Source organism: Arthrobacter sp. Y3221087, from assembly GCF_059089905.1.
In genome coordinates this window covers 1,229,870-1,255,959 of sequence record NZ_JBNHFE010000001.1, presented here as the reverse complement: position 1 = coordinate 1,255,959, position 26,090 = coordinate 1,229,870, and the positions used below count along the sequence as shown (strand labels likewise).

General features: G+C 65.6%; 20 protein-coding genes. 9 read left to right on the top strand and 11 right to left on the bottom strand.

The genetic code is table 11. The features are described from left to right. Positions 1-15: 15 nt before the first annotated feature. Genes AC5RUO_RS05960 through AC5RUO_RS05950 form a run of 3 tightly spaced genes read right to left on the bottom strand, consistent with a single transcriptional unit; the run spans position 16 to position 6,880 of the window. Complete coding sequence (locus AC5RUO_RS05960) at positions 16-4,869, bottom strand: NAD-glutamate dehydrogenase (RefSeq protein ID WP_494008731.1); 4,854 nt, start codon at positions 4,867-4,869, stop codon at positions 16-18. A gap of 56 nt (positions 4,870-4,925) precedes the next feature. Then, positions 4,926-6,239, bottom strand: a complete 1,314-nt coding sequence (locus AC5RUO_RS05955; RefSeq protein WP_494008732.1) for a CpaE/TadZ family protein — start codon at positions 6,237-6,239, stop codon at positions 4,926-4,928. After that, positions 6,236-6,880, bottom strand: a complete 645-nt coding sequence (locus tag AC5RUO_RS05950) for a hypothetical protein (protein ID WP_494008733.1) — start codon at positions 6,878-6,880, stop codon at positions 6,236-6,238. Before AC5RUO_RS05950 ends, AC5RUO_RS05955 begins: the two co-directional genes overlap by 4 nt. A 152-nt stretch (positions 6,881-7,032) precedes the next feature. Here AC5RUO_RS05950 and AC5RUO_RS05945 point away from each other — a divergent pair, with 152 nt between their 5' ends. Beyond that, positions 7,033-7,248: a helix-turn-helix domain-containing protein gene (locus AC5RUO_RS05945; protein WP_009356834.1), complete on the top strand. Its 216-nt coding sequence runs from the start codon at positions 7,033-7,035 to the stop codon at positions 7,246-7,248. A 36-nt stretch (positions 7,249-7,284) separates the two neighbouring features. On the opposite strand, the gene AC5RUO_RS05940 is transcribed toward AC5RUO_RS05945, so the two are convergent. Beyond that, a complete protein-coding gene (locus AC5RUO_RS05940) occupies positions 7,285-7,854 on the bottom strand; it encodes a hypothetical protein (RefSeq protein WP_494008734.1) in 570 nt (189 codons plus the stop codon). A gap of 136 nt (positions 7,855-7,990) precedes the next feature. Between AC5RUO_RS05940 and AC5RUO_RS05935 the strand changes: the two genes are divergently transcribed. Both AC5RUO_RS05935 and AC5RUO_RS05930 read left to right on the top strand, forming a co-directional pair. Continuing rightward, the gene (locus AC5RUO_RS05935) at positions 7,991-8,797 is read left to right on the top strand and encodes a LysM peptidoglycan-binding domain-containing protein (protein ID WP_494008735.1); all 807 of its coding nucleotides are present in this window, start codon (positions 7,991-7,993) and stop codon (positions 8,795-8,797) included. Between the two features lie 228 nt (positions 8,798-9,025). Beyond that, positions 9,026-9,382: an Rv3235 family protein gene (locus AC5RUO_RS05930; protein ID WP_494008736.1), complete on the top strand. Its 357-nt coding sequence runs from the start codon at positions 9,026-9,028 to the stop codon at positions 9,380-9,382. Positions 9,383-9,468: 86 nt separating this feature from the next. On the opposite strand, the gene secA is transcribed toward AC5RUO_RS05930, so the two are convergent. The 7 genes from secA to mtrA form a co-directional block, all read right to left on the bottom strand. Beyond that, entirely contained in the window at positions 9,469-12,210 is a 2,742-nt protein-coding gene (secA, locus tag AC5RUO_RS05925; protein ID WP_494008737.1) for a preprotein translocase subunit SecA, read from the bottom strand. A 99-nt stretch (positions 12,211-12,309) separates the two neighbouring features. Beyond that, positions 12,310-13,515, bottom strand: coding sequence for a winged helix-turn-helix domain-containing protein (locus tag AC5RUO_RS05920; RefSeq protein WP_494103034.1), 1,206 nt, complete (start codon positions 13,513-13,515; stop codon positions 12,310-12,312). A 29-nt stretch (positions 13,516-13,544) separates the two neighbouring features. Beyond that, the gene (hpf, locus tag AC5RUO_RS05915; protein ID WP_494008739.1) at positions 13,545-14,270 is read right to left on the bottom strand and encodes a ribosome hibernation-promoting factor, HPF/YfiA family; all 726 of its coding nucleotides are present in this window, start codon (positions 14,268-14,270) and stop codon (positions 13,545-13,547) included. Between the two features lie 173 nt (positions 14,271-14,443). Next, positions 14,444-15,334, bottom strand: coding sequence for a ComF family protein (locus AC5RUO_RS05910; protein WP_494008740.1), 891 nt, complete (start codon positions 15,332-15,334; stop codon positions 14,444-14,446). Between the two features lie 101 nt (positions 15,335-15,435). Next, positions 15,436-17,148, bottom strand: a complete 1,713-nt coding sequence (locus tag AC5RUO_RS05905; protein ID WP_494008994.1) for an LpqB family beta-propeller domain-containing protein — start codon at positions 17,146-17,148, stop codon at positions 15,436-15,438. Further along, positions 17,148-18,941, bottom strand: coding sequence for an MtrAB system histidine kinase MtrB (gene mtrB / locus AC5RUO_RS05900; protein ID WP_494103385.1), 1,794 nt, complete (start codon positions 18,939-18,941; stop codon positions 17,148-17,150). Before mtrB ends, AC5RUO_RS05905 begins: the two co-directional genes overlap by 1 nt. Positions 18,942-19,065: 124 nt before the next feature. After that, positions 19,066-19,740 (bottom strand): MtrAB system response regulator MtrA, encoded by a 675-nt coding sequence (mtrA, locus tag AC5RUO_RS05895; protein WP_494008741.1) that lies wholly within the window; start codon positions 19,738-19,740, stop codon positions 19,066-19,068. 443 nt (positions 19,741-20,183) lie between these two features. Between mtrA and AC5RUO_RS05890 the strand changes: the two genes are divergently transcribed. The 6 genes from AC5RUO_RS05890 (at position 20,184) to AC5RUO_RS05865 (ending at position 26,073) form a co-directional block, all read left to right on the top strand. Further along, positions 20,184-21,224: a DUF7847 domain-containing protein gene (locus AC5RUO_RS05890; RefSeq protein ID WP_494008742.1), complete on the top strand. Its 1,041-nt coding sequence runs from the start codon at positions 20,184-20,186 to the stop codon at positions 21,222-21,224. Next, the gene (locus AC5RUO_RS05885; RefSeq protein WP_494103033.1) at positions 21,214-21,855 is read left to right on the top strand and encodes a DUF4129 domain-containing protein; all 642 of its coding nucleotides are present in this window, start codon (positions 21,214-21,216) and stop codon (positions 21,853-21,855) included. The genes AC5RUO_RS05890 and AC5RUO_RS05885 overlap by 11 nt, the downstream gene beginning before the upstream one ends. A 71-nt stretch (positions 21,856-21,926) precedes the next feature. Beyond that, on the top strand, positions 21,927-23,042 hold the full coding sequence (locus AC5RUO_RS05880; RefSeq protein ID WP_494103032.1) for a DUF4350 domain-containing protein: 1,116 nt from the start codon (positions 21,927-21,929) through the stop codon (positions 23,040-23,042). After that, on the top strand, positions 23,039-24,034 hold the full coding sequence (locus AC5RUO_RS05875) for an AAA family ATPase (RefSeq protein ID WP_494103031.1): 996 nt from the start codon (positions 23,039-23,041) through the stop codon (positions 24,032-24,034). The genes AC5RUO_RS05880 and AC5RUO_RS05875 overlap by 4 nt, the downstream gene beginning before the upstream one ends. Continuing rightward, on the top strand, positions 24,034-25,326 hold the full coding sequence (locus tag AC5RUO_RS05870; RefSeq protein ID WP_494103030.1) for a DUF58 domain-containing protein: 1,293 nt from the start codon (positions 24,034-24,036) through the stop codon (positions 25,324-25,326). The genes AC5RUO_RS05875 and AC5RUO_RS05870 overlap by 1 nt, the downstream gene beginning before the upstream one ends. Positions 25,327-25,359: 33 nt before the next feature. After that, positions 25,360-26,073 (top strand): DUF4166 domain-containing protein, encoded by a 714-nt coding sequence (locus AC5RUO_RS05865; protein ID WP_494008747.1) that lies wholly within the window; start codon positions 25,360-25,362, stop codon positions 26,071-26,073. Positions 26,074-26,090 lie beyond the last annotated feature (17 nt).

The window sequence follows — 26,090 nt, the reverse complement described above, 5'->3', positions numbered from 1 at the left end:
GCGACGCCGGATTGGCTAGCGTCGGACGATTGACCTCAAGAGCCTCAATGCTACCGACAGTGAAGCCATATCGTCTGACTCGAGGGCGTTCACCTCGTCGAACATGCTCTTCGCCCGTCCCAGCTGCTCGGCGTTCCGCGCCTCCCATTCCTTGAGGCGCGCCTCCGGCGAGTCACCCGGCTCTGTAGCGTCCAGCACCGCCGTCGTCATATCCGAAACTGTGGAATACAAATCGTCCCGCAGTGCTGCCCTGGCCAGGGCCTGCCACCGGTCCTGCCGGGGAAGGCTGCTGATCCGTTCCAGCAGCGAGTCTGCATGGAAGCGGTTGAACACGGTGTAGTAAACGGCAGCGATCTCCTCCACCGGTTCCTTCCGCGCCCGGGCTATCTTGGCGATATCCAGCAGCACGAAGCTCTCGAAGAGCTCGGCCCACCGCAGTGCAAGCCCTTCCGGTAGTTCCCATTCACGCCCTGTTTCAAGCCAGCCGGCAACCCGTTCCCGGTCGTCACCGCGCAGGTAGTCCAGCAGGCGGGCACGCATCGGATCCATCAGCGGCTTGAACTCTGCCACCACATCCGCAATCGGCTGGGAAATGGACCCCTGGGTGAGGAGCCACCTGACCGCCCGGTCCAGCAGGCGCCGGATATCGAGGTGCACGGTGCTCCAGTGCTCCGTGGGGAACGATGCAGGCAGGCTGTTGAGCTCCCCGACCATCGAATCCAGTTCGTAGATTTCCCGCAGCGCCACAAACGCCTTGGCGACAGCAACTTCACTGGCCGAGGTCTCTTCCATGACCCGGAAGGCGAAGGTGATGCCTCCGAGGTTGATGATGTCGTTGGCCACCACCGTCGCGATGATTTCGCGGCGCAGCGGGTGGGTGTCCAGTTCGGCGTCGAAGCGCTCGCGCAGCTGCCGGGGGAAGTAGTCCCGCAGCGTCTGCCGGAACCACGGGTCGTCGGCAAGCTTGCTGTCCCGGAGTGCGGACGTCAGTTCGATCTTCGCGTACGCTGCGAGGACCGAAAGCTCAGGGGACGTCAGCCCCTGGCCTTGCTGCAGCCGCTCGCGCAGTGACTCCGTGGTGGGCAGCGCCTCGAGGTCCCGCTTCAGGTCGGCTTTCTTTTCCAGCCAGTCCATCAGCCGCTCGTAGCTAGGGCTCCACTCGGCCACCTTGGTCCGGTCATTCAGCAGCAGGATGTTCTGGTCGATATTGTCTTCCAGCACCAGGCGGGCGACTTCATCGGTCATCGAGGCGAGGAACGCTGGCCGTTCCTCCGGGGAGAGCTTGCCCGCCGCAACCATCCGGTCGACGAAGATCTTGATGTTGACCTCATGGTCGGAGCAGTCCACGCCGGCGGAGTTGTCGATGGCGTCGGTATTGAGGATCACCCCTTGCAGTGCGGCTTCGATCCGGCCGCGCTGGGTCATGCCGAGGTTTCCACCTTCGCCCACCACCTTGACGCGCAGGTCCCGGCCGTCAACCCGGATGGCGTCGTTCGCCTTGTCCCCCACCGACGCGTTGGACTCCGTGCTGGCCTTGACGTAGGTCCCGATGCCACCGTTGTACAGCAGATCGGCGGGGGCCAGGAGGATCGCCCGCAGGAGTTCCGGCGGGCTGAGTTCCGTAGTCTCGGCGGGAAGCCCCAGCGCTGCGCGGACCTGCGGCGATACCGGAATTGATTTGGCCTGCCGCGGGAAGACACCGCCGCCCTCGCTGATGAGCGATTTGTCGTAGTCGTCCCAGGACGACCTCGGCAGTTCGAACAGCCGCTGCCGTTCCACGAACGAGGCCTCCTCGTCCGGGTTGGGGTCCAGGAAGATGTGGCGGTGGTCGAAGGCGGCCACCAGGCGGATGTGCCGTGAGAGCAGCATCCCGTTGCCAAAGACGTCACCTGACATGTCGCCGACGCCTACCACCGTGAATGGCTGGGTTTGGGTGTCCAGGTCGAGTTCGCTGAAGTGGCGCTTCACGGATTCCCAGGCACCGCGGGCAGTGATGCCCATGGCCTTGTGGTCGTATCCCACGGATCCGCCGGAGGCGAAGGCGTCGCCCAGCCAGAACCCGTATTCCGCGGCCAGCCCGTTTGCGATGTCGGAGAACGTGGCCGTTCCCTTGTCTGCAGCCACCACGAGGTAGGAATCATCGTCGTCGTGCCGGACAACGTTCGACGGCGGCACGAGCCTTTCGCCGTCTCCTTCCGTCACGAGGTTGTCGGTGAGGTCGAGCAGGCCGCTGATGAACGTCTTGTAGCTCTCGACCCCCTCAGCCATCCAGGCAGCCCGGTCAACGGCGGGGTCCGGAAGCTGCTTGGCGAAGAATCCGCCCTTCGCACCGGTGGGCACGATGACGGCGTTCTTGACGGTTTGCGCCTTCACCAGGCCCAGGACCTCGGTGCGGAAGTCCTCCCGGCGGTCCGACCAGCGCAGCCCGCCGCGGGCAACCTTGCCGAAGCGGAGGTGGACACCCTCCACCCGGGGTGCGTAAACCCAGATTTCGAACATGGGCCGCGGGAACGGCAGCCCGTCGATCCGGGAGGGATCAAGCTTGAAGCTCAGGTGCCGCTTGTCCTGGTAGTAGTTGGTCCGCAGTGTGGCCTCGATCAGGTTGGCGAACGTGCGCAGGACCCTGTCGGCGTCGAGCGTGGCCACCTTCTCAATCGAGGCAGCGAGCTCCTGCCGCACGGTCTCCTGGGCGTCCGCCCGCTCGGCGTCGTTGAGCTCCGGGTCGAAGCGCGCAGCAAACAGCGCGCTCAGGCCCCTGGCGACGTCCGGGTTGGCGAGCAGGGTGTCCGCCATGAAGCCGAAGGAGTTGCTGTTTCCCATTTGCCGCATGTACCGGGCGTATGCGCGGAGCACGGTGACCTGCCGCCAGTGCATGCCCTCACGGAGGACAAGCCGGTCAAACGCATCCGATTCGGCGGCCCCTGTCACTGCGGCACTGAACGAATCGGCCAGCAGTTCGCCGGTGGACACGGGATCCACACCCGCCGGGTACTTCAGCCCCAGGTCGTACAGGAAGAAGTCACGGCGGTCCGCGGTCTCAATCTCGAACGGGCGCTCGTCGAGGACTTCAAGCCCCAGGTTGTGGAAGTAGGGCAGGATCTGGCTCAGGCTCTTGGGCTCGAGCATGTAGAGCTTCACACGGGCGTCCTCTTCGAGTGTCGCCCCTGCCCCTTCGGGAAGGTAGACATGGACACCGGGCCGTTCCTGCCGGGCGCCCACCGCACGTTCGGCGGCCGCACCGTATTTCTCGAAGCGGGCGATGTCCTCCAGGGCATCCTCCACCTCGTAATCCACCCGGTAGCTTGCGGGGAAGGCTTCAGCCCAGATCGCGGCGAGCTCCTTGGCTTCCTCGGCATCCCGCCCCTCACGCAGGACCTCGGCGATGCCTTCGCTCCAGGAGCGGGCCGCGCGGACCAGCCGTTTCTCGAGTTCGGCGGTGTTCACGTGGCTGACGTCCGCGTTCTTCGGCAGGCGGATGCGGAAGAACAGGCGTGCGAGTGCCGACTCGGTCATGCGTGCCTCGTAGTCAATGGACACGGCCTGGAATGTTTCGCGCAGTTCCTGTTCGATGCGGAGCCGGACGTTGGTGGTGTACCGGTCGCGGGGGAGGTAGACGACGGCGGACATGAAGCGTCCGTAGATGTCCGGCCTCAGGAACAGCCGGGTCCTGCGGCGCTCCTGCAGTTTTTGGATGCCCAGGGCAGTTGCGGCCAGGTCAGGGACTTCAATCTGGAAAAGTTCGTCACGGGGGTAGGTTTCCAGGATTCCCAGCAGGTCCTTGCCGGAGTGGGAGTCAGGCGGGAAGCCGGCGCTGCGCAGGACGGCGTCCACTTTCTCGCGGACAATGGGGATGTTCCGGACGGAGCCGGTGTAGGCGCTGGTGGCAAAGAGGCCGATAAATCGGCGCTCGCCGTTGACGTTGCCGGCGGCGTCGAAGCTCTTGACCCCAATGTAGTCCAGGTAGGCGGAGCGGTGGACGGTGGAGCGGGAGTTGGCCTTGGTGATGACAAGTGCCCGCTTTTCCCGCGCCTTCTTCCGCCCCGTGTCGGTGAGGTGCTGGATATGCGGTGAGTCGGCGGCCGCCCGCAGGAGCCCCAGCCCGCTGTCCTCGCGCAGCTCAAGGACATCCTCGCCGTCCACATTGATGAGGTCGTACTCCCGGTAGCCCAGGAAGGTGAAGTTGCCGTCGTCCAGCCAGCGGAGGAGGTCCTTCGCCTGCCGCAGCTCGGCGATCTGAGCCGGGTTTGCCACCTGGTCCAGGCTCTCGGAGATCTGGCGGGCCTTCTGGCGCATTTTCGGCCAGTCCTCCACGGCAGCACGGACATCATTAAGGACGCGGTTGAGGCCCTCCAGCAATGAAGTCTTGGCTTCCTCGGACACGCGGTTAATTTCGACGGCGATCCAGGACTCCATGTGCGAGGCGTCTTCGCCCTGCGCAATGAGGTGGGACAGGCTGGGCATCGCCGCCGTGTCACCGCTGGAGATTCCGATGTGGGACGGGACCCTGTTCACTTTGACCAGGTTCCCGTTTTCCCTGTTGCGGGTGGCGACGATCAGGGGGTGGACCACCAGCTTGATTGCGGCGTGCTGGCGGACGAGTTCCGCATTGACCGAGTCAACCAGGAACGGCATGTCGTCCGTGACCACGAAGACGACACTGCTGTCTTCCTCGTCCATGATGGCGGTTTTCGCCTGGCCGGGCCGCCGTACAGCCGCGACCTCACGGTGGTTCTCTGCCCGGGCGACGAGGATCTCGCGGGGATAGCTCCGCGCGTCCTCCTCGGCCAGATGCTGGTAGTAGTCCCCAATGAAGCCCTCAGCGCCTTCAATGGAAAGGGGCTGATCCTCCACGCTGGATCCCGACGACATCGACACACGCCTCCATCACAAGTTTTTGCCGCTCCATTGCAGCTCTTATGGCGAGCCTAGTCCTTTGCCCGGCGCCGTGCTGTGGAAGAAAAAACAGAGGATCTGGACTTTTGCTGGTCAGGTGCACAAACGAGCCTACGCACTGCACGGCGAAGCGTCGACTCGGGCGCCGCCTCAAGAAGCAGTGAACCTGACAGGAGGGCTGCGTCCGCAGCTGCGGGGTCATAGGGAAGGAACTCCCTGAGGGCAGCCGCCGGGCCAAACCTCTCCCAGGCGTCACGCAACTGCCGTTCGGGATTCCTGCCCACAGACGATGCACGTACCTTGTTCATCACCACAACGGGAGAGGCCTGCGGCACTGCGGCCTCAAGTTCTGCAAGCCCACGCACCAGGCGCGGCACTCCCACCGGATCCGCGGCGCCGACCGCATAAATTGTGTCGGCCAGCTCTAGCGGACGCAGCGTGGCGGCATTGCGGCGGGGGGCCATGGTGTCGAAGCTAAGTTCCTCATCTGCTTCGAGGCAAAACCCGGTATCGACAATGATGGCGTCAGCGTTCCGGCGTGCCCGCTCCAGGACCAGCGCAAGGGCGGGCGCCCGAAGCTCGGTCCACCGGTCTGCCCGGGTAATGCCGGTCAACACCCTGAAGGTGCCGGAAGCAGTGGCAACCGGGGTGGCAATCCGTTCCAGGGCGGCATCGTCCAGCCTCCCCTGGTCGGCCAGCCTGCAGGCCTGCGCCAAGCCAGCTGATTCATCCAGCAAACCCAGCACGGCGGCGATACTTGCTCCGTAACTGTCGGCATCAACGAGGAGCACCTGTTGCCCGTCCGCGGCCAGCTCGCCGGCGATGTTGGCCGCGAGGGTGGTGCGTCCCGGAGAGCCTGCCGGACCCCACACGGCAATAATCCGTCCTGCTCCCGGGCCCTCGGGAAAAGTTGCGGGTGTGTCAGCCGGCTCCGCCTGGAGGGCTGCGCCGGTGTCCGCCAGCGAGGAGGTACGGCCGGAGGATCGCCGGCCTGCAGTCGTTAATTGCTTTACTGCCTCCGCGATCCGTCGGGACAACTCAGCTGATTCCACCCCGGACAAAGCACAGGAGACGCCGATTTTCCGCAGCCTGGCGGCTTCTTCGGCATTATCCGTCAGCGCGATGATGGCGACTCCCACGGCTTCAAGCCTGTCCACGAGCGAAGCCGTCAATCCCTCACTGCCATCCGCAACCACAGCAGCCCGCGCCAGCCCGCTTTGGCATGCGGCCAGCAGTTCCGGGAGTTCGGCGCATCTCCTGACGACCGTGACAGGGCCGTGAAGCCGTTCAAGTCCGCCCACCAGATCCTCCCGGCTCTGGCCTACGGTGACCACCGGAATGCTCATCTCGTTCCGCCACCGGGATTCCAGACAACCGAAATCTTGGCTTCGTTGGCCTGCGCGCCGAGCAGAGCCGGCATCTGGCCGTCCTCCACGAGGACCATGAGCACCGTTGTCTTGGTGGAGCCGAGCGCAGAGGAACCTTCTGCCACCTCAGCTATTTCAGCTCCGGGAAGAAGGAGCTTTGGCTCGCTGAAGCCGTTCTTCGCATCCGGCTGGGCTACCCAGACGTCAACCCTGGCACCAGCTACCGCCTGCGAGGGAAGGGTCTCCTCGATGCTGATAGCCACCGGTTTGCGATCAAGGTCATCAACTTCACCAAGGCTTGCCCGGGGTACAAGCTGGTCCTTGCCGATCCGCTGCACCGCCACCACCCCTTCCGGCAAACCGGATTCAACGGGGATGTAATGCTGCTCGGTTTCGCCTAGCCGGACCTTGGCCCGGACAACGTTTTCAGGGGTCAGCTCCTCTCCCACTGCGATGCCGTCACGGGCCGCGTAGACCTCCGTGGTCCGGTCCGCACCGTTGATCAGGAAGACCACCCCTGCCACGGACACCAGGACCAGCAGTATGCCCACCAGCAGGCGGGGATCCTTCCAGGAGGGGCGCCTCAGACGCGCAGCCGTGGCCGTCGATTCTGGAACCATGCCGTGTCTCCCCCTGGTAGCGCCGGCACCCCCGTTGCGGCCGGACACCTCATTGTTGCGGCCAGGGCCGCCAAACGAAAGTCATTGGTGTAAACAAGGCCAATCTGTGGATAACGAACGCAAAGTGATTCAGGTAATGGCAAAATGGAGGCATGCCCAGGTTCCTGACGCTCGCGGATGTCGCCGAGCAGCTCCAGATCAATTCGCCGGCCGCGTACGCACTGGTGCGAAGCGGAGAACTGAAGGCTATCCAGGTGGGCGGGCGCGGCCAGTGGCGCGTGGAAGAGAAAATGCTCGAGCAGTACATCGAGGAGCGCTACGCCGAGGCCAGCCGCATGATCCAGGAGTCCAAGTCCCGGTCCGTCTGACAAGGCACGCGCCCCGGAGACCTTCCGGCCGTGCGGTCACATGTCCCGCACAAGGGGCGACCTGATAGCTGCCAATGCCGCGAACGGAACGGTCGAAACCCCCGTGACGTGAGGGTTTCGCCGCGGCTCCCCCGGAACCACTGCCGCGAGGTCGAGGTAATCCCTGCCCACCCTGTCGATGACCCCTTCGAGGCGGACGGTGCCGGGGCCGGATCCCAAGGTAACGGTAAGAACCGCCCGGTCCCTGGCGAGGGCACGCAGAGAGTGCGCGAGACCCAACGCCCGGCGCACCTGAGACGGCTCGGAACGCGAGAACCTGCCCAGGCCCGTGTACCGGGCTACCGCGGCGTACGGAACCAGGATCTGGTGAGGATCGTCATGCAGGACCAGGGCGTCCGCACCCGCATGGCTTAGTGTGCCGTGCAGCGTTTCCCCGCCGGACAGATGCACACCTACGAGGCAACCGAGCGCCGCGCGCAACCGGTCGGCCAGCCCCAAGCCCACCTCCTCGGCCCTGGCGCGTTCGTTGACTTCGGAGTCGAGCGAGAGCCTGTCTGACTCCGCCAACTGGCTTTCCATGTCATTGAAGAGTGCATCCCAGCGCATCCGGCCAGAGTAGGGCCGCATCCCCGGCGGGTCAACAAAAAACTTCCGCCCTCCAACGTCTGGACAAACATGTAGATCCGGCGGCAAACTGAACCAGTCACATCAAACTGCATCAAAGTGCATCAAAGGGGTAAAGATGGCACGACCCGACTCCACCCTCGGCGCCGACGCAACGATAGCCGCCGGCCTGCTGCTCCTGGGCGTGCTGCTTTCAGTCATCGGCGCGGGGCTCCTCGACCAATGGCAGGAATCCATTGACCGGAACCACGAATTCACCGTCGACCAGATTCTGGGAGCGGCCGCAACAGCCTCCGGTGCCATCCTGCTCCTTTGGTGGCTGCTTTCTCTCGCCAGTGCGGCAGCCAGTTTGATTCTGGAGAAACGCGGCAGGATGCGTGCCGCCGCAGCGGCAGGCAGCATGGCACCGGCGTTCATGCGGCGGCTGGTCATTGCCACAGTGTCGTTCCAACTCTTGTCCGGGGCTGCAGCCAATGCGGCAGCACCGGGGCCGGAATGGGCACCCACAAGCCAGGGACAGGAGCGAACCTCGACTGACGCCGGGGACAACGCTTTGGCCCGGGTACAAACCGCAGGAACCCAGGCTTCACCGGCTTCTGATGCCCCCTCCAGCGACACTCCCCCATCAACGTTTGAGCCCGGGTGGCAGCCGCGGGAACCTGTCGTCGAACCCGGGCCGCTGGCCGCGTCCCCCGTCCGGGGTGATTTCTCCTCACCGGCAACGGGCTGGCCTGCCGGGGCCGTAACCGTCCTTGCCGGCGACAGCCTGTGGAGCATCGTGGCGAACCATCTGGGCCACGGGGCGTCGGACGTGGACATAGCCCTCGAGTGGCCGCGCTGGTACGAAGCCAACAGGGAGCTCATTGGCCAGAACCCGGATGTCCTCCTCCCGGGTCAGGTTCTGCTTCCGCCGGCACCTGCCTAACCAGCCGCCCCGGCAGGAACTTGACCCGCCGGGCACCGACGGCACGAATTCATCAAACGAAACCACTACAAAGGGGAATCCATGTCTGCAGTCACGCCAATCCGTGCCGCCCAGGGACCAACAGCCAGCAATCCTGGAACAGGACGGGCGCCGGGGACAGCGGGAGTTCCGCTGGACCAGCGCCGCACCAGAACTCCCCGGCCGCCAAATGCACCAGAGCTTCGGGCAGTGGACGAAACAGCAGAGGTCCGGGCCATCACCCGCGGCACCGTCCAGGCCGCCATGGAAGTACTGGCCGGGATACGGCCTATCCACCAACTGGCCCGCCGGCTGGATCCGCGTTGCCTGGGGAATCTGCAGCACCGCGCTTCCCTCATCAGGCGGGAGATAAACCGCACCGGAAACCCGGCGCTGGCCCGGCTTCACCGAAATTCCATCGTCCGCTCGGTCCGCGTCTGCGAAGTCGCCGAAGGTGTTTTTGAAGCAAGCGCGGTGGTGGTGGATGACGTCCGTGCCCGCGCCGTCGCCGTCCGGCTGGAGCGCAGCAAGCAGGTGTGGAGGGTGACCCAACTTGTCATCGGCTGATATGCAGAAAGGAGGCAGGTCCGGAACTTACGGACCTGCCTCCTTAGGTGTCTACCGTCCGGCGCACCCGATCAACAAGCGCTGGGTCAGCGGCGCTTCTTCTTGCCCGTCGACCGCCGGGCCGCATCCTGCGCCGCTGCCTTGGCGGGATTTCCGGAACGTCCGGACGATCGCGTCTCCACCCGGGTCTGGGTTCCGCCGGTTTCGCTCGGTGCCGTGTATTGCAGCTGAGCAGGCTTTTCAGGCGCTTCCAGGCCAGCCGCCTTCACCTGTGGCTCAACATGTTCAGTGTGGCCGCCGGCGGCATCCGGAACCACGACGTCCTGTGCAGGCGTGACTTCCACTTCCAGGTTGAACAGGAACCCAACACTTTCTTCGCGGATAGCCTCCATCATGCTCTGGAAAAGGACAAACCCTTCACGCTGGTACTCGACCAGCGGGTCGCGCTGGGCCATGGCGCGCAGGCCAATGCCTTCCTTGAGGTAATCCATCTCGTAGAGGTGTTCCTGCCACTTCCGCCCGATGACGGACAGGACCACACGGCGTTCCAGCTCCCGCATGCTCTCGGAGCCGATGGCTTCCTCCCGCGCCTGGTAGACCAGGCGGGCGTCGGACAGCAGCTCTTCCTTCAGGAATTCAACCGTCAGGCGCGACTTGCCGCCGGCCTCATCAATGATGTCCTCGGCCGTGACGGTCACAGGGTAGAGCGTCTTCAGGTTGGTCCAGAGCTGCTGGAAGTCCCAGTCGTCGCCGTTCCCTTCCGCCGTAGCGTCGTCGATCAGTGCCGTGATGGTGTCCTCAACGAAAAACTGCACCTTCTCGTGCAGGTCGTCGCCTTCCAAAATTCGGCGGCGGTCGCTGTAGATGGCCTCGCGCTGGCGGTTCAGGACGTCGTCGTACTTCAGCACGTTCTTGCGCTGCTCGGCGTTGCGGCCTTCCACCTGTCCCTGCGCAGAGGCAATGGCCCGGGAGACAAGCTTGGATTCCAGCGCGACGTCGTCCGGTACCGAGCTGTTCATGAGGCGTTCGGCAGCACCAGAGTTGAAAAGCCGCATCAGGTCATCGGTCAGGGACAGGTAGAAGCGGGACTCGCCCGGGTCCCCCTGGCGGCCGGACCGGCCGCGGAGCTGGTTGTCGATCCGGCGGGATTCGTGCCGCTCCGTCCCCAGGACGTAGAGACCGCCGAGGTTCAGCACTTCCTCATGTTCGTCCTTCACCGACTGCTTGGCTGCTTCCAGGGCGGCCGGCCAGGCGGATTCGTACTCCTCCGAATTTTCCTCCGGGTCCAGTCCGCGCTTTGCGAGTTCGGCAACCGCAGTGAACTCTGCATTGCCGCCCAGCATGATGTCCGTACCACGGCCGGCCATGTTGGTAGCGACGGTGACGGCTCCCTTGCGGCCGGCCTGGGCGACGATCGCAGCCTCACGGGCATGGTTCTTCGCGTTCAGTACCTCGTGCCGGATGCCTTCTTTGGCAAGGAGCCGGGACAGGTATTCGCTCTTTTCAACGCTGGTGGTGCCCACCAGGACGGGCTGGCCCTTTTCGTGGCGTTCGGCGATGTCACGCACCACGGCGTCGAACTTGACGGTCTCGTTCTTGAAGACCAGGTCCGGCTGATCGATGCGCTGCATATCCCGGTTGGTGGGGATGGGCACAACGCCGAGCTTGTAGGTGCTCATGAACTCGGCAGCCTCGGTTTCCGCGGTACCGGTCATGCCGGAAAGCTTGCCGTACATGCGGAAATAGTTCTGCAGGGTCACCGTGGCCAGCGTCTGGTTTTCGGCCTTGATCTCGACGCCTTCTTTGGCCTCGATCGCCTGGTGCATGCCCTCGTTGTAGCGGCGCCCGGCCAGGATGCGGCCCGTGTGCTCATCAACAATCAGGACCTCGCCGTCGAGGATGACGTAGTCCTTGTCCCGCTTGAACAGTTCCTTCGCCTTGATGGCGTTGTTGAGGAACCCGATCAGCGGAGTGTTCGCCGATTCGTACAGGTTGGAGATGCCGAGGTAGTCCTCGACTTTCTCGATGCCGCTCTCCAGCACACCGACGGTCCGCTTTTTCTCATCGACCTCGTAGTCCTTCTCGGGCTGCAGCCGGAGAACAACCTTTGCAAACTCGCTGTACCACCGGTTGGTGTCGCCCTGGGCGGGGCCGGAGATGATCAGTGGCGTACGTGCCTCGTCAATCAGGATGGAGTCCACCTCGTCCACGATGGCAAAGTGGTGCCCGCGCTGGACCAGTTCGTTCCGGTCCCAGGCCATGTTGTCGCGGAGGTAGTCGAATCCGAACTCGTTGTTGGTGCCGTACGTGATGTCGGCTGCATACTGCTGGCGCCGCAGGGCAGGATCCTGGTTGGACAGGATGCACCCGCTGGTCAGGCCCAGGAACCGGTAGACGCGGCCCATCAGGTCGGACTGGTATTCGGCCAGGTAGTCGTTCACAGTCACCACGTGCACACCCTTGCCGGTGAGGGCATTCAGGTAGGCAGGAGCGGTTGCCACCAGGGTCTTGCCTTCACCGGTCTTCATTTCGGCGATGTTGCCAAGGTGCAAGGCGGCGCCACCCATCAGCTGGACGTCGAAGTGCCGCATGCCCAGGGTCCGGGACGCGGCTTCCCTTACCGCGGCGAAGGCCTCCGGAAGCAGGTCGTCCAGTTTCCCGCCGTCCTGGTGCCGTTCGCGCAGACGGTCCGTTTCCTCGCGGAGTTCAGCGTCGGTGAAGGTCTTGAACGAGTCTTCGAGTGCATTGATGGAGTCGGCATAGTTCCGCAGTTGCCGCAGGGTTTTTTTGTCACCCGTGCGGAGTAGTTTTTCGATAAGTGATGCCACGTGAAAATGCTCCCAGTCTCATGCCGCCGAATTCTGGCGTTTTTAGTCTACGGGAGAGACCACCGGCAGACGCCGGTTTCCCTCAGAGCTGATACTCACCTATCCGAGTGCCACGGCTTTGGCGAGGCCCGGCGCCAGGTCGCCCGTGGGCTGCACCTCCACCTCACTCAGCCCCAGCCACTGAGCCATGAGGGCCAGTTCCGCGGCGAGTTCGACGCCGGTGTCCGCCGGTGCGCCCGGCTCAGCAAAGGCGGATCTCACCAGCAGCTTCCCGCCGGCGCGGTCGGCTTTCAGGTCCACGCGGGCGACGATCCTGTCACGGAGGAGAAACGGAAGGACGTAGTAGCCAAAGCGCCTTTTATGTTCGGGAGTATAGATTTCGATCCTGTAGTGGAACCCGAACAGTTCCTCGAGCCGGCGGCGCTCAAAGACCAGCGAGTCGAACGGGCTGAGCAGGGCGCGCCCCACGGCCCGGCGTGGCAGCACGGCGTCCACGTGCCGGTAGATGTCACGTTTCCAGCCGGTTACCGTTACGGGTTCAAGCCTGCCCAGCTGCACCAGATGCTCAACGGACTGGGCGGTTGCCTTGACGGGCGTGCGGAAGTAGTCGGCAAAGCAGCGGATGCTTCCGATGCCGTGGGCCTGGGCTGCGGCCTCCGTCAGCCGGTGCAGTGCCGCCGCCGAATCCGCGTCGCCGTTCCGGTCCGCGTGTGGCAGCACTCGTTCAGCCAGTGTGTACTTGCGCTCGAACTGTTCTGTCCGGGAGGCCGCGGAGACCAGCCCCTCCTCAAACAAATGCTCCAGCACCCGCTTGACCGCGTTCCAGTTCCAGCCCCAGTTCGCTTCCTGTTTTTCCTCGACGTGGCCAATCCTGGCGGTCAGTTCCGAAGCCGTCAGGGGGCGGCTGCTGGCAAGGGTTTCGAGTATTTTGGCCGTGATGGCGGCGCGCTGGCCGGGATCCATCCGCCCTGCACCCACCCAGGCGCGCCGTTGCCAGAGCCGGAGGTCCTGGTAGTGCTCGGGCCGGATATAGCTTGCCTCGTGGGCCCAGTACTCCACCATGCGTCGTGGGTGGGTGCCGGACATCCGCTGCAGGATGGTGCGGTCGTAATTGCCAAGCCTTGAGAAAAAGGGGAGGAAATGGCTGCGTGAAAGGACATTGACGGAGTCGATCTGTACCAGCTGTATTTGGGCAAAGGTCCGGCCCACCGTCCGTAATGTTACGGGGCCGGCGGGCCGTCCTTTGTGAAGTCCCTGCGCTGCCAAGGCGATCCGCCGTGCCTGGTCCAGGCTCAGCGGTGGCACGTCAGTCCTCTCTGGTGGCTATGGCCACCTTAAGCGTTGGCTGCAGATTCATCCGAGCGGTAGGCAAGGATCTTTTCCTCGATTACCGTGTCCCCGGGCTCGCATTCGTGGTCAAGCGTGATGACCCCGTAGGTCCAGCCGCGGCGCCGGTAGACCACCGACGGCGTGTTGGTTGCCTTGTCCACGAAGAGGTAGAAATCGTGGCCCACAAGCTCCATATTGTCCACGGCGTCATCCAGCGAAAGGGATGCGGCCGGAAAGACCTTGCGGCGGATCAGCACGGGGGAATCCCCGGCCGGGATGTCGTTGTCCACGTCATAAGGGGACTTGTCAACAGGCGTTGCCGTGGTTTCGTTCCGGTGGCTTGCCTCGACATAAAGCGGTTCGTGGGTACTGGCAGGCTCGAGTGTGGCGGTCGCTTCCCGGACGGCCTTCGGAGTGTGCCGCCCGTGGTGGACCTTCTTGCGGTCCTTGGCGCGGCGGAGACGCTCAAGCAGTTTGTTGTATGCAAGATCGAACGCTGCGAACTTGTCGGCGGCACTGGCTTCGGCACGGATCACAGGTCCACGGCCCAATACTGTCACCTCAACGGTCAGCTGGTCGCCGGTCTGCCGGGCATTCGTCTCCTTGGAGACCTTGGCATCGACGCGCTGGACTTTGTCTCCAAGCGACTCGATCTTTGAGATCTTCTCCCCGGCGTATTCGCGGAACCGGTCTGAAACTGTCAGATTTCGTCCGCTGATCATAAACTCCATGGTGCCCTCCAAATGACTTCGGTGACACGACGGCGGCACTTCGCTGGGCCGAGCTGTTTGACAGTCAAGCCCCTCTCCGAGCCGCCATCGACAGGTACATTCTGTTCTTGGTACCCACCACCGACGTTAGTTCATAGCCATCCGTTATTCATCCTTTCCCGGTTTATTTTTTTCTAAGTCATGGTTGCTTCCGCGGCCCCGGAGGCATCCGTGCCGGCGCCAGCAGCGTCGGGCGGGCGTGTCGCGGCCAGGACCACCGCACCGGTGACTAAGGCCCCCGCCTGGTGCAAAGCCCGGGCCGCTTCGGCAAGGGTGGCGCCGGTGGTAAGGACGTCGTCGACGATGATGCAGCGTCGTCCGGCAATCCGTACCCCATCCCGGCGCCGGACCTTCATTGAGCCGCGAACACGCTTGGCCCGGGCTCCCCGGCCGAGCCCCTTCTGCCCTCCGGCCACCCGGACGCCCGCCCTGCCGGCCTTGCCGAGGACGTCCGCCACCGTGACTCCCGGCATCAGCCGCGCCACCTGTGCCAGGAGCAGGTGGACGGGGCTGAAACCCCTGCTCATGAAGGCCGTGGAACTGGTGGGAACGGGGACAAGACAGGCTGCCTGCCCCTCCCCCGCCGCGGCCAGGACACCGCGGGCAAGGGCTCTGCCAAGGCTGCTCCTGAGCTGATGCTGGCCGTGCCGTTTAAACGACAGGAGCGCCTGCGCAAGTTCCTCCCGGTACACGCCGGAGGCTACGACCGGCAGCAGCACCCTCCCGCCAATGTCCATCAGCGCCGGCGCTCCGGTCTCCGCACGGAACGGATCCCTGGTCAGGCGCCTGATCTGCCGGTCGCATGCGGCGCAGAGCGCGTGGTCTTCAGCGCCGCAGCACACGCAGTCCACCGGAACGGCCAATGCCAGCAGCTCAGCGGCCGCGCCGGACAGCTGCTCCGCCAGGCGCAGCAAACGGCTGCTGTGCTCCGACCGGTGCCGGGCGGATCGGGGTGGCAGGGGAAAGAGATCGGGATCGGTCCGGTGGCGGCGGCCGGGGGGAGGCAGGAAAGCTGGACTGGTCATGGCTCCACGTTCCACGCCGCGGGCGTTGAAGGACAGTCCTCCGTCATGGCATGTGGACATTGCCGGGGGAGCATGCGGCAGTTCCGCCGCAGCTCCTGTGGTTAACCGGGGAAGGACGGATCGATAGGTCCCTTGATCTGCGGTGACCAGCCGTTGCCCAGCCGCTGGAAGATGCCCTCGGCTGACTGCCCGTAGACCTCTTCGGCGCCATTTCCCGCGCTGAGGGCCACAAGCCCGGGCCACGGAGCCAGTTGCTGCGGCTGGCCGGACGTGAGGGACAGCAGTTCCGGCGTGACGTTGGACGCCGCCGCCCCCTTCATCACCGCCACCGTTGTGTCGCTGACCCACGCCCCCTGGTCAGGGTTGCTCTCGGTGGCCAAGGTGACAGGTGCCGTCAATTCACGAGGGGTTCCGTCACCGCCACGGATGATGCCGGCCACCTGTACCCGCGTCCTGCCGTTCTGTTCAGATATGACCAGGGCCCGTACCCCCTCCCGCGAGATTCGGAGTTCCTTGACGGTCCGGCCGGCGAGCCATGCGGGGGCCAGCGTGACCGAAGGGACGGACGCCCCTTCGGCCACCCCGCCCGGGCGGTAGGCAACTACTTCCGTGGCGCCGTTCGCTCCCGGCCCTGCAGTCCACACCCAGTCGTTGAGGTCAAAGGAGGGGCGGCTCAGCGTGCTCCGGGTGGTAAGGGACCGTGCGGGCTGTCCAGGGTTGATGCCGTAGAGGGTGGTCCTGCCGTCGTTGAGGAACGCTGCCGTCTGCGATACCGGGGATTCCGCCGGGAACCGGGGATTCAGTGCCGAGACCGGCTGCATGTCCGGCAGTGGAGAAACCCTGTTGTTCTCGTACCTCACCAGTTCGTTGCCGCTGATGGCGATCTGCCGGGACGGCACGCTCTTGTCCTGCACCGGCGGCAGCACGGAGCCGTCGTCCTCCACCCGCACCAGGTCCTGGTTCGCCCGCAGCTCCACATTGACCACATCGGGCTGGCTGCGGAACGTCAGTGTCAGCTGCATCTGCATGCGCAGGCGGTCCTCCGGGGAGGTCTCCATCAGTTCCTTCGCCGTCAGGTCAACCTGCGCTGCCCCGGACACCACCGGGACGGATTCACGGGCCAGCTTGATGCCGGACGGGAAAGCGCTGGCCACCACGCCCCGCAGGTACGGTGCAGGCCCGGCAAGCAGGGCGCTGGTCATCGCCTTCACGGTCTTATTCCTGATGAACCACCGCACGTCCGGAACCGCAAAGGTGAAGGTGGGATCGTAGAAGTAGATGGGATAGGCGCCGTAGATCACCTTGAAGGTCTCTTCGGCGATGGCTGTACCGTCGGGAATGGCGGAGATGCGCCACTCACCGTCCACCTGGGTGACGGTCACGGGGATCTTCTCCACTGTTCCTTCCGGTGATTGCGTGGCGATCCCGTCCGCATCGATCGTGTAGGCGACGTCGAGCTCGTAGTTGTAGACGTTTTCGGTGTCTGTTGCCACCACCCGGGCGTCCCTGTAGACGAGGGCACGCTGGTCCGGCTTCCAGGACACGGAGGAAGCTTGGGTCAGGTATTGGCGGGCGACGGCGTAGTCGTCCTCATACCCGCTTCCGGCCCGGTAGAAGTAGTCAATGATGGTCTCGGGCGAGGCGCCCGGCTGCGGTGCTGCCGGAAGGAACACGGGTGCGCTGAGGTTGCCCGCGCTGCCTTCGCTGCTCTTTCCCACTGGTCCGGAGGTGGGGATGCGCGCGCAGCCGGCCAGCACGAACGCAAGGGCAAGCAGGAAGGCGGCCACCTTCACCAGGAGCAGGCGGCGGGGCATCATGGAGTTTCTTTCGACGTCGGCACCGGGGCCAGGCGCGCAGTGCCGGTTTCAAGGACCAGCATGTTGCGGTTGTCCATTTCCCTGGGAATATTGCGCGGTTCACCGGGAGCCATGACGTCGTCGGGTTCGAGCTGGACAGGCGACGTATCGATGTCTTCCCCCTGGTGGAGCGGCAGGGTGAGCCGGAAGTTGGCGCCGGAACCTTTCCTGCCCCAGGCTTGCAGCCAGCCGTTGTGCAGTTTGGTGTCCTCCATGGCGATGGACAGGCCCAGTCCGCTGCCGCCCGTGGTGCGGGCCCGGGCAGGGTCCGCACGCCAGAACCGGTCAAAGACCCGGGCGGCCTCCGAAGGCTCCATGCCTATGCCGCGGTCACGGACAGCAATTCCGACGGCGGCCTGGTTGGCTGCCACGGTGACGGTGACGGGTTTCCCCTCACCGTGTTCAACGGCATTGAGGATCAGGTTCCGCAGGATCCTGTCGATGCGCCGGGCGTCCATGTCCACGACGATGGGCTCGGCGGGGGCACTGAGGACGATCTCTGAACCGTATTCAGCCGCCACCGGCGCCGCGCCTTCGATGACGTGCGCAACAACCTGCAGGATGTCCTCCGGCTCAGCATCCAGGACGGCCACCCCGGCGTCGAAGCGGGAAATCTCCAGCAGGTCGGACAGCAGTGACTGGAAGCGTTCCACCTGGTTGTAGAGCAGTTCCGCCGACCGCTTGTTGATGGGGTCGAAATCATCGCGGGCGTCATACAAGACCTCAGCTGCCATGCGCACGGTGGTCAGCGGAGTCCGGAGCTCGTGCGAGACGTCGGACACGAAACGCTGCTGCATCTGGGACAGGGTGGCCAGCTGTGTGATCTGTTCCTGGAGGCTGGCAGCCATGTGGTTAAAGGACGCACCAAGGCGCGCCACCTCGTCCTCGCCGCGGACCACCATACGTTCCTGCAACTGCCCGGCGGCAAGTTTCTCGGAAACCATGGCGGCGTGGCTGACCGGGCTGACCACGTTGCGGGTCACGTACCAGGCCACGGCGCCGATCAGCAGCACCAGCACTGCGCCGCCCGCCCAGAGCACGCGCTGGATTTCATCCAGGGTCTGCTGTGCGGTATTCAGGTCGTAAATAAGGTACAGCTCGTATACCGTCCCGTTGAACGTCACCTTGTTGCCAACGGCGATGCCCGGCCTGTCCTCGGTGCCCACGGGAATGACAGTGGATGCCCAATACTGGTCCTTCCCGGATTCCTGGACCGCCTTCCGCAGTTCAGGGGGGATAACACTCACCGTCAACTGGTCCGAAGCGCGGGACTCAACCCACCGGTTCCTGGGCTTGGTCTGCTCAGGCATCGCTTCGAACACGTAGCGGCGCTGGATGACGGAGCCCCTGCCTTCCACGGCGTTCAGGGTGTCGTACACCAGGGTTATGACGCTGGACTGGTCGGTGACCTGGGCGCCGTCGAACGTGTCCTGGACCTGCTTGACGTTGTAACGGGTCTCCGACTCCGCCTGCGTCAGGCGCTCCTGGAACAGGTTGTTGGCGATCTGGTGGGAGAGGTATGCCCCGACCGCTGCGAAGGACGTGACCGCCAGGAGCAGAGTAGTAAGGACCGTGCGGAACTGCAGGGAGCGGCGCCACCGCCGCTGTAGGGCGCGACCGAGGTGGCGCAGTGCCGGAAGCAAGCGTCGGAAGCCTGTACCGACGAGGCGTGCAACGCGAAGACTGACAATCAGGGCCCGGCGCTGCCAGATGCGCCCCCGAAAGGCCAGTTCCCGGAATCCGGGGGTCAGGGAGTCCGAATGTTCGGGGGCCGGCTGCAGCCCGCCTGCCCCCTGAACAGTTGGGGGGCCTCCGGTTGAGGGGGGTTCGGGCGGCGGTACTCCGGCTTTGCGTCCCTCCCCGGAAGCAGCGGGGTCAGGCCCCTGCTTTATAGCCGACACCACGCACCGTCATTACAACTTCCGGAGCCTCCGGATCCCGCTCAATCTTGGACCGCAGGCGCTGGACATGGACGTTCACCAGGCGCGTGTCCGCAGCGTGGCGGTAGCCCCAGACCTGCTCGAGCAGCAGTTCGCGGGTGAACACCTGCCACGGTTTGCGTGCCAGTGCCACCAGGAGGTCAAATTCGAGCGGCGTGAGCGAGATCCGTTCGCTGCCCCGGCTGACGGTGTGCCCTGCGACGTCGATGGTGATATCGGCAATCCGCAGGGTTTCCGGTGCTTTCTGGTCGCCCGGGCGGAGGCGTGCCCTGACACGCGCCACCAGCTCGGCGGGCTTGAACGGCTTGGGCACGTAGTCGTCGGCTCCTGATTCCAGGCCGCGGACGACGTCAGAGGTGTCCGACTTGGCGGTCAGCATGACGATGGGCACGTCCGATTCGGCACGGATCTGCCGGCACACCTCGATGCCGTCCACGCCGGGAAGCATGAGGTCCAGCAGTACAAGGTCCGGCCTGGATGACCGGAAAACGTCCAGCGCCTGGGCGCCGTCGGCGCAGAAGACCGGCTCAAAGCCGTCATTGCGAAGTACAATTCCAATCATTTCGGCCAGCGCTTCATCATCATCAACCACCAGAATGCGTGCCTTCATAGTTATATATTCCCTTATCAGGCAGCCTTTGTCCTGTTCAGCAGCCTCCGGCATGGCGGAACGCTAGGACGGCCGACGCCGGAACTATAGGCTGGGGGCATGCCGGACCTTCCCGGCGCCCTTCCGCGCAGTGCGCCGGGCGCTGCGGGCAGCTGACGGCCTGGTACGGGGGAAGGAATAGGGTGGCACCACAAGATTCAGGCCCGCAGTGGCCCTCTGATTCGCCGTGGCCGGGGCGGCAACCTTGGCCCGGGCAGCAGCCAGGTTCGCAGTGGCCAGGTCAACAGCAGCCTCCCGGGCAACAGCCCTGGGGACCGCCCGGCTGGCAGCAGCCCGCCGGCCAGCAGCCGCCGGCGGGCCCACCGCCCGCACCCGGCTCGCCCTACGCCGGGGCTCCTTACAACGGAGCGCAGAACGGCGGCCCGTACGGCCAGCCCCGCTACGTGGCACCGCCCAAGCCTGGCATCGTCCCGCTGCGCCCCCTGATGTTCGGCGAGATCATGGACGGCTCCTTCCAAGCCATTCGGCGGAACCCGAAGGCCATGCTGGGCGCCGCCGTGCTGGCCCAGTCTCTGTCGGCCATCCTTGCGGCCGTCATCACGGCCTTCACCGCGACCTCCATAGGATCCGTCGAAGCCTGGGCGGAGAGCGCCAGCCCGGCCGAGGCGGCATCGCTGGGCCTTGGCTTCTTTTCCGCCTTCCTTGTGGTCGGCCTGCTGACACTGCTGATTTCGGCGGTCCTGCAGGGCGCGATGGTGGTCCCGGTGGCGCGCGCAATCCTGAATCGGCGGACGGGTTTCCGCCAGATGTGGGCTCTCTCCCGGTCACGCGCCGGGGCCCTGATCCGCCTGGCGCTGCTGCTGGCGGGCGCCGGCCTGCTCGCGTTCGGGCTCCTCGTGGCGGTTGCGGTAGCCCTGGTGTCCAGCATGGAAGGAACCGGAGCGCTCCTGCTCATCCCGCTTGTGCTGGCGTTTATCGCGCTGATCATCTGGATCGCCGTCAAACTCATGGTGGCTCCCGCCGCCGTCGTGATTGAGGAACTGGGAGCCCTGGCGGGGCTGCGGCGGTCCTGGGACCTGACCCGCGCCAATTGGTGGCGGATCCTCGGCATCACGCTGGTAGTGGGCATTATGGTGGGGATCATCAGCCAGGTGGTGATGATCCCGTTCAGCCTGCTGGCAGGATTCCTCACCACGTTCACCGATCCGCTGGGCGGCGGTGGTGAGGCGGCAGCCACCGCCGTGGCACTTGGCGTGGTCACTGCTGTCCTCGGCGCCCTGGTAGGTGCCCTCGGATACGCGTTCCAGACGTCCGTCATGGCGCTGCTCTACATGGATCTGCGGATGCGGAAAGACGGCCTGGACATCACCCTCCTGCGCCTTGCAGAATCGGGCGCCGATCCCGACGGCGTTCCGGGCCGCGAGGCAGACGACGTCCGGGGACCGGAAAACGGACCTCCCTCCGGTCCCTGGCATGTCCGCTGAACCCCCCGTACTCCCCGGCGCAGGGGAAGCCCGGCGGTGGGCTGAGGAAGAACTCGCCAAAACGGAGTACCGCGAGGCCGCACCGTCATGGATTGAAACCGTCTGGGAGAACTTCCTTGACTGGTTTTCGTCCCTGGACGGATCCACGGACTCCGCGGGGCCCCTGCCGAGTCCTGTGATCGGGATCGTGATTGCCCTGATCATCGCGGCCGCCGTGATCCTCGCCAGACCACGCCTGAACGCCGCGTTACGCCGGTCCAGGGAAGTCTTCGAACCGGACAGCGTCCTTTCCGCCGCTGAGTACAGGCAACGCGCCGAGGCGTCGGCCGCGTCAGGAAAATGGGGGGACGCCGTCGTCGAACGCTTTCGTGCACTGGTACGCGCCGCTGAAGACCGGACCATCCTGGAACCGCAGCCCGGACGCACGGCAGACGAAGTGGCCCGTGAGCTGGCTGTGCCGTTCCCCAAGGAAGCAGGGCGCCTGGAGCGCGCGGCAGGCGTTTTCGACGCTGTGCGCTACGGAAACCGGCCGGCAAGCCCAGGCGATTACCAGGACCTGGCCGGCCTGGACGCCGACCTCGAGGCATCGAAGCCAGAGTCCGCACTGCAGCCACCGGCGGCCCTGGGATGACGGATACCCTTCCTGCCGGTGTCCCCGGGACGGCGCCGGCGCCCGCCCCCGGGTGGACACCTCTGCCCTGGGTGCGCAAGCACCGTGAGTTCACGGCCCTATGCGCGGTGGTCGCCATCGCCCTGGGCCTGGTTGTCTGGGGCCAACTGGCTCCCCGGGGTGACGCAGTTCCGCTGTCCCCCGGCAACGCGGGTCCGGACGGCGGACGGGCCGTCACCCAGATCCTGGGGCGCCACGGAGTGGACGTGCACACCGCCGGAACGTTCGAGGATGCGATGTCGGCGCTGGGGGAAAGTTCCGCCGCCACCCTCCTGCTGTATGACCGCAACGGGATCCTCGACGAACCGCGGCTCAGTGAGCTGGCGGCTGCAGCCGGTGAGGTTGTGGTGGTCACGCCGCGGCTGGAAACACTCACTGCTCTGGACAGCGGTATCAGGCAGGCAGGAGTGGTGCCCGACGATGCTCCCCCGCTGGCCCCTGGCTGTCCGCTCCCCGACGCCCAGGTGGCAGGGGACATCTCGGGCAGCCAGGGTTTCGTGTACGACGGCGGGGTGTCCTGTTACCGGCCTTCCGGAACTGCCGCCGGGCTGCTGGCCGTCAGCGGCGACGGACAGCTGACAGTGCTGGGCAGCACGGTGGTCCTGGGCAATGGGCAGCTGGATGAGCTGGGACATGCTGCCCTTGCGCTCCGGACCCTGGGCAAGTCTCCAGACCTGGTCTGGTACCTGCCGTCACTGGAGGATTTGGCGGCATCCGGGTCCGGACAGACTTTGGACGAGCTCGCGCCGGAGTGGGTCCGTTTCCTGGGTCCCTGGCTGCTGGTGGTTGCCCTGGCCGCCATCGCCTGGCGCGGCCGGAGGCTCGGCCCGCTGGTGTTCGAGCCGCTGCCAGTGGTGGTAAAGGCAGTGGAAACCGCAGAGGGCCGCGCCCGGATGTACCACGATGCACACGCGGTGGACCAGGCGCGGGACAACCTCCGCGCCGGGATCCTGGTACGGCTGGCCGCAAAGCTGCGGCTGGGACCCGGCGCCTCTGCTGACACCATCACCGAGACGGCGGCGCGGTTGCTGGGCCGGCCGGCAGCCGATATCCGGGACCTCGTCAACCAGCATCCCAACAGCGAGTCCCGGCTGGTCGCCTGGGCACAGGAACTGGACAACCTAGAGAAAGAGGTCAACAGCCGATGAGTGAACACGGCAGCGGCCAGCGGGTCCTGGACCCGATGGAGCACGATTCCGCCCGGCAGGCCCTGCTGGATGTGCGCCACGAAGTATCGAAGGCGGTGGTGGGGCAGGACGCTACGGTCACCGGCATGCTGATCGCCCTGCTGTCCCAGGGGCATGTGCTGCTGGAGGGTGTGCCGGGCGTGGCAAAGACCCTGCTGGTGCGGGCCCTGTCCGCGGCACTGGACCTGGACACCAAGCGGGTGCAGTTCACCCCGGACCTGATGCCCGGCGATGTCACCGGGTCCCTGGTTTACGACTCGCACACCTCGGAATTCACGTTCCGGGAGGGGCCGGTTTTCACCAACCTCCTCCTGGCGGACGAAATCAACCGGACACCGCCCAAGACCCAGGCCTCGCTGCTGGAGGCGATGGAGGAACGGCAGGTCTCGGTGGACGGCGTGTCCCGCCCGCTGCCCGCCCCGTTCCTGGTGGCCGCCACGCAGAACCCAGTGGAGTACGAGGGCACCTATCCCCTTCCGGAAGCCCAGCTGGACCGCTTCCTGCTCAAGCTCACCATGCCCCTGCCCGAGCGTTCTGCGGAGATGGAAGTCATCCGCCGCCATGCAGCCGGTTTTGACCCGCGTGACCTGGCAGCGGCCGGGGTTAGGGCGGTGGCGGGCGCCACAGACCTGGAGCGGGCCCGGCACGCCGTGACGGGAGTCGCCGTCGAGCAGGAAATCATCGGCTACATCGTGGACCTGGTGCGGGCCACCCGCACGGCGCCATCCTTCCTGCTGGGCGTTTCGCCGCGTGGAGCCACGGCCCTTCTCAACACCTCCCGGTCCTGGGCCTGGCTGTCCGGCAGGAGCTTCGTCACCCCCGACGACGTCAAGGCGCTGGCCCTGCCCTGCCTCCGGCACCGGGTTGCGCTGCAGCCCGAGGCCCAGATGGACGGGGTCCGGGTGGATGACGTGCTGGGCAGCATCCTGGCATCCCTTCCCGTTCCGCGCTGATGGCCATTTCCGGGCGCTTTGTCCTGTTGGTGCTGCTGGGCCTGGTTCCGGTCATGCTGCTGCCCGGATGGGGAACGGTATTTGCCGTGCTGGCCGTCCTCGCCGCCTTATGCGGCACCGACCTGTTATTCGCCGGCGCACTGAAACCGGTCCAGGTTCTGCGATCCGATCCCGGCAACGTCACGCTGAACGGGACGATGGAGGCCCGGCTCATTGTCCGCAATGACGGGAGCAGACGCCTGCACGGCACGCTGCGGGACGGCTGGCAGCCGTCAGCCGGAGCCCAGGACCCGGTCCAGGGCATCAATGTTCCCGCGCATGAAAGCCGGCGCATCACTGTGCGGCTCCGGCCGGTACGCCGTGGCGACCTCAAAGCCCCGCACGTCACGCTGCGCTCCTTTGGCCCCCTGCGCCTGGCAGCCCGCCAGCGCACCATTGATTGCCCAGGCGCGCTGCGTGTCCTGCCGCCGTTCCATTCGCGGCGGCACCTGCCCTCCAAACTGCGGAAGCTGCGGGAGCTGGACGGGAAAGCGGCCGTCCAGATCCGCGGGGCCGGCACCGAATTCGATTCGCTGCGGGACTACGTCCGGGGCGACGACGTCCGGTCCATCGACTGGCGCGCAACCGCCCGCCGGTCCGCCGTCGTGGTCCGCACCTGGCGGCCCGAACGCGACCGCCGGGTGGTGATGGTCCTCGATACGTCGCGGACCGCGGCAGCGAGGATCGGCGACGAAACCCGCCTCGATACCGGGATGGAGGCGGCGCTCCTGCTCGGTGTCCTCGCCGAGCGGGGTGGCGACCGGGTGGACTTCCTGGCCTTTGACCGCAGGGCACGGGCCCGGGCAGGTTCCGCCGTTCAGGGCAACGTGTTGGGACAGCTGGTCCAGGCCATGGCACCGCTGGATCCGGAGCTCATCGAAATGGACTGGCCGGCCGTCCCTGCCCAGGTCCGCGCCGTCACGGCCCACCGCTCCCTGGTAGTGCTGCTGACTTCCCTCGACGGCGGCGCGCCGGAGGAAGGTCTCCTGCCTGCCGCCGCCCGGCTGGCCCAGGACCATGTGGTGGTGGTGGCAGCTGTCCGGGACCCGCAACTGGGTGCAATGGTGCGGGAGCGCGGCGATGCTGCCGGGGTGTTCCGGGCCGCCGCGGCGGAACGTGCCCTCCTGCAGCGAGCCGCCGTCAGCGCCGAGCTCCGCCGGTACGGTGTGGAAGTGGTGGACGCCGAACCGCACCAGCTGCCGCCGCGCGTCGCGGACATGTACATCCGGCTCAAAGCTGCCGGTAAATTGTGAGACCAGTAGTGTGTTGCGCCCAGGAGGAGCTTTGTGAACGTGCCCATTTACCAGCAGGTCCTTGGAACGGACTTCGCCAGGCTGCAGCCGGAACTGCAGGAGTACTTCTCCCTGGTGCCCGGCTCGGGCCGCTACGGCATCGGTGAAGGGACATTCGATGTGGTGGGCTGCCGGCAGGAGTGGCTGCGCCCGCTGCTGCGGCTGACCAGCGGGGAGGAGGCCTTCTTCCCCGAATATGGCGAGAACATTCCGTTCCGGATCGAGAACCACGCCCACCAGGACCCATTTGGCCGTTCCAGCCTTACCGCCCGCAGGGAGATCCGGTTTCCCGGACGGACCCGGATCTTCCAGGACACCACCAGCGCCACCATCCGCAACGGGTCTCCGCAGCTGGTGGACTACGTGGGCCGCTACCGCCGCATGGTGACCGACCTGAATCTGAGTGTCACCGCGGAGGGACGGCTGCGCGGCGTCTCGGAAGCCTCCCGGCTGTTCCTTGGCCCGCTCCGGGTGCCCTTGCCGGCGCCGGTCGACGCCAAGGCGTACGCCGAGCAATGGTGGGATCCCGCAGGCGGTACCAATGGCAAGCACCGCATCCAGGTCAAGGTCATCCAGCCGCAGATTGGCTTGGTCCTGGTTTACGCCGGAAGCTTCGACTACCGGTTGCGCCCCTACACCGGAGGCAGCGCGGCCCAAAGCTTCCTTCCCCGTTACGCACAGCCGGACCGCTGGGAGAACAGGGTTTAGGGCGGGCCCGCCCTGGC

Bases quoted from the DNA above. Each gene is read 5' to 3' on its own strand.
- AC5RUO_RS05960 (WP_494008731.1), bottom strand. From the start codon at position 4,869: ATGTCGTCGGGATCCAGCGTGGAGGATCAGCCCCTTTCCATTGAAGGC.
- AC5RUO_RS05955 (WP_494008732.1), bottom strand. From the start codon at position 6,239: ATGAGCATTCCGGTGGTCACCGTAGGCCAGAGCCGGGAGGATCTGGTG.
- AC5RUO_RS05950 (WP_494008733.1), bottom strand. From the start codon at position 6,880: ATGGTTCCAGAATCGACGGCCACGGCTGCGCGTCTGAGGCGCCCCTCC.
- AC5RUO_RS05945 (WP_009356834.1), top strand. From the start codon at position 7,033: ATGCCCAGGTTCCTGACGCTCGCGGATGTCGCCGAGCAGCTCCAGATC.
- AC5RUO_RS05940 (WP_494008734.1), bottom strand. From the start codon at position 7,854: ATGCGCTGGGATGCACTCTTCAATGACATGGAAAGCCAGTTGGCGGAG.
- AC5RUO_RS05935 (WP_494008735.1), top strand. From the start codon at position 7,991: ATGGCACGACCCGACTCCACCCTCGGCGCCGACGCAACGATAGCCGCC.
- hpf (WP_494008739.1), bottom strand. From the start codon at position 14,270: ATGGAGTTTATGATCAGCGGACGAAATCTGACAGTTTCAGACCGGTTC.
- AC5RUO_RS05910 (WP_494008740.1), bottom strand. From the start codon at position 15,334: ATGACCAGTCCAGCTTTCCTGCCTCCCCCCGGCCGCCGCCACCGGACC.
- AC5RUO_RS05905 (WP_494008994.1), bottom strand. From the start codon at position 17,148: ATGCCCCGCCGCCTGCTCCTGGTGAAGGTGGCCGCCTTCCTGCTTGCC.
- mtrA (WP_494008741.1), bottom strand. From the start codon at position 19,740: ATGAAGGCACGCATTCTGGTGGTTGATGATGATGAAGCGCTGGCCGAA.
- AC5RUO_RS05885 (WP_494103033.1), top strand. From the start codon at position 21,214: ATGTCCGCTGAACCCCCCGTACTCCCCGGCGCAGGGGAAGCCCGGCGG.
- AC5RUO_RS05875 (WP_494103031.1), top strand. From the start codon at position 23,039: ATGAGTGAACACGGCAGCGGCCAGCGGGTCCTGGACCCGATGGAGCAC.
- AC5RUO_RS05870 (WP_494103030.1), top strand. From the start codon at position 24,034: ATGGCCATTTCCGGGCGCTTTGTCCTGTTGGTGCTGCTGGGCCTGGTT.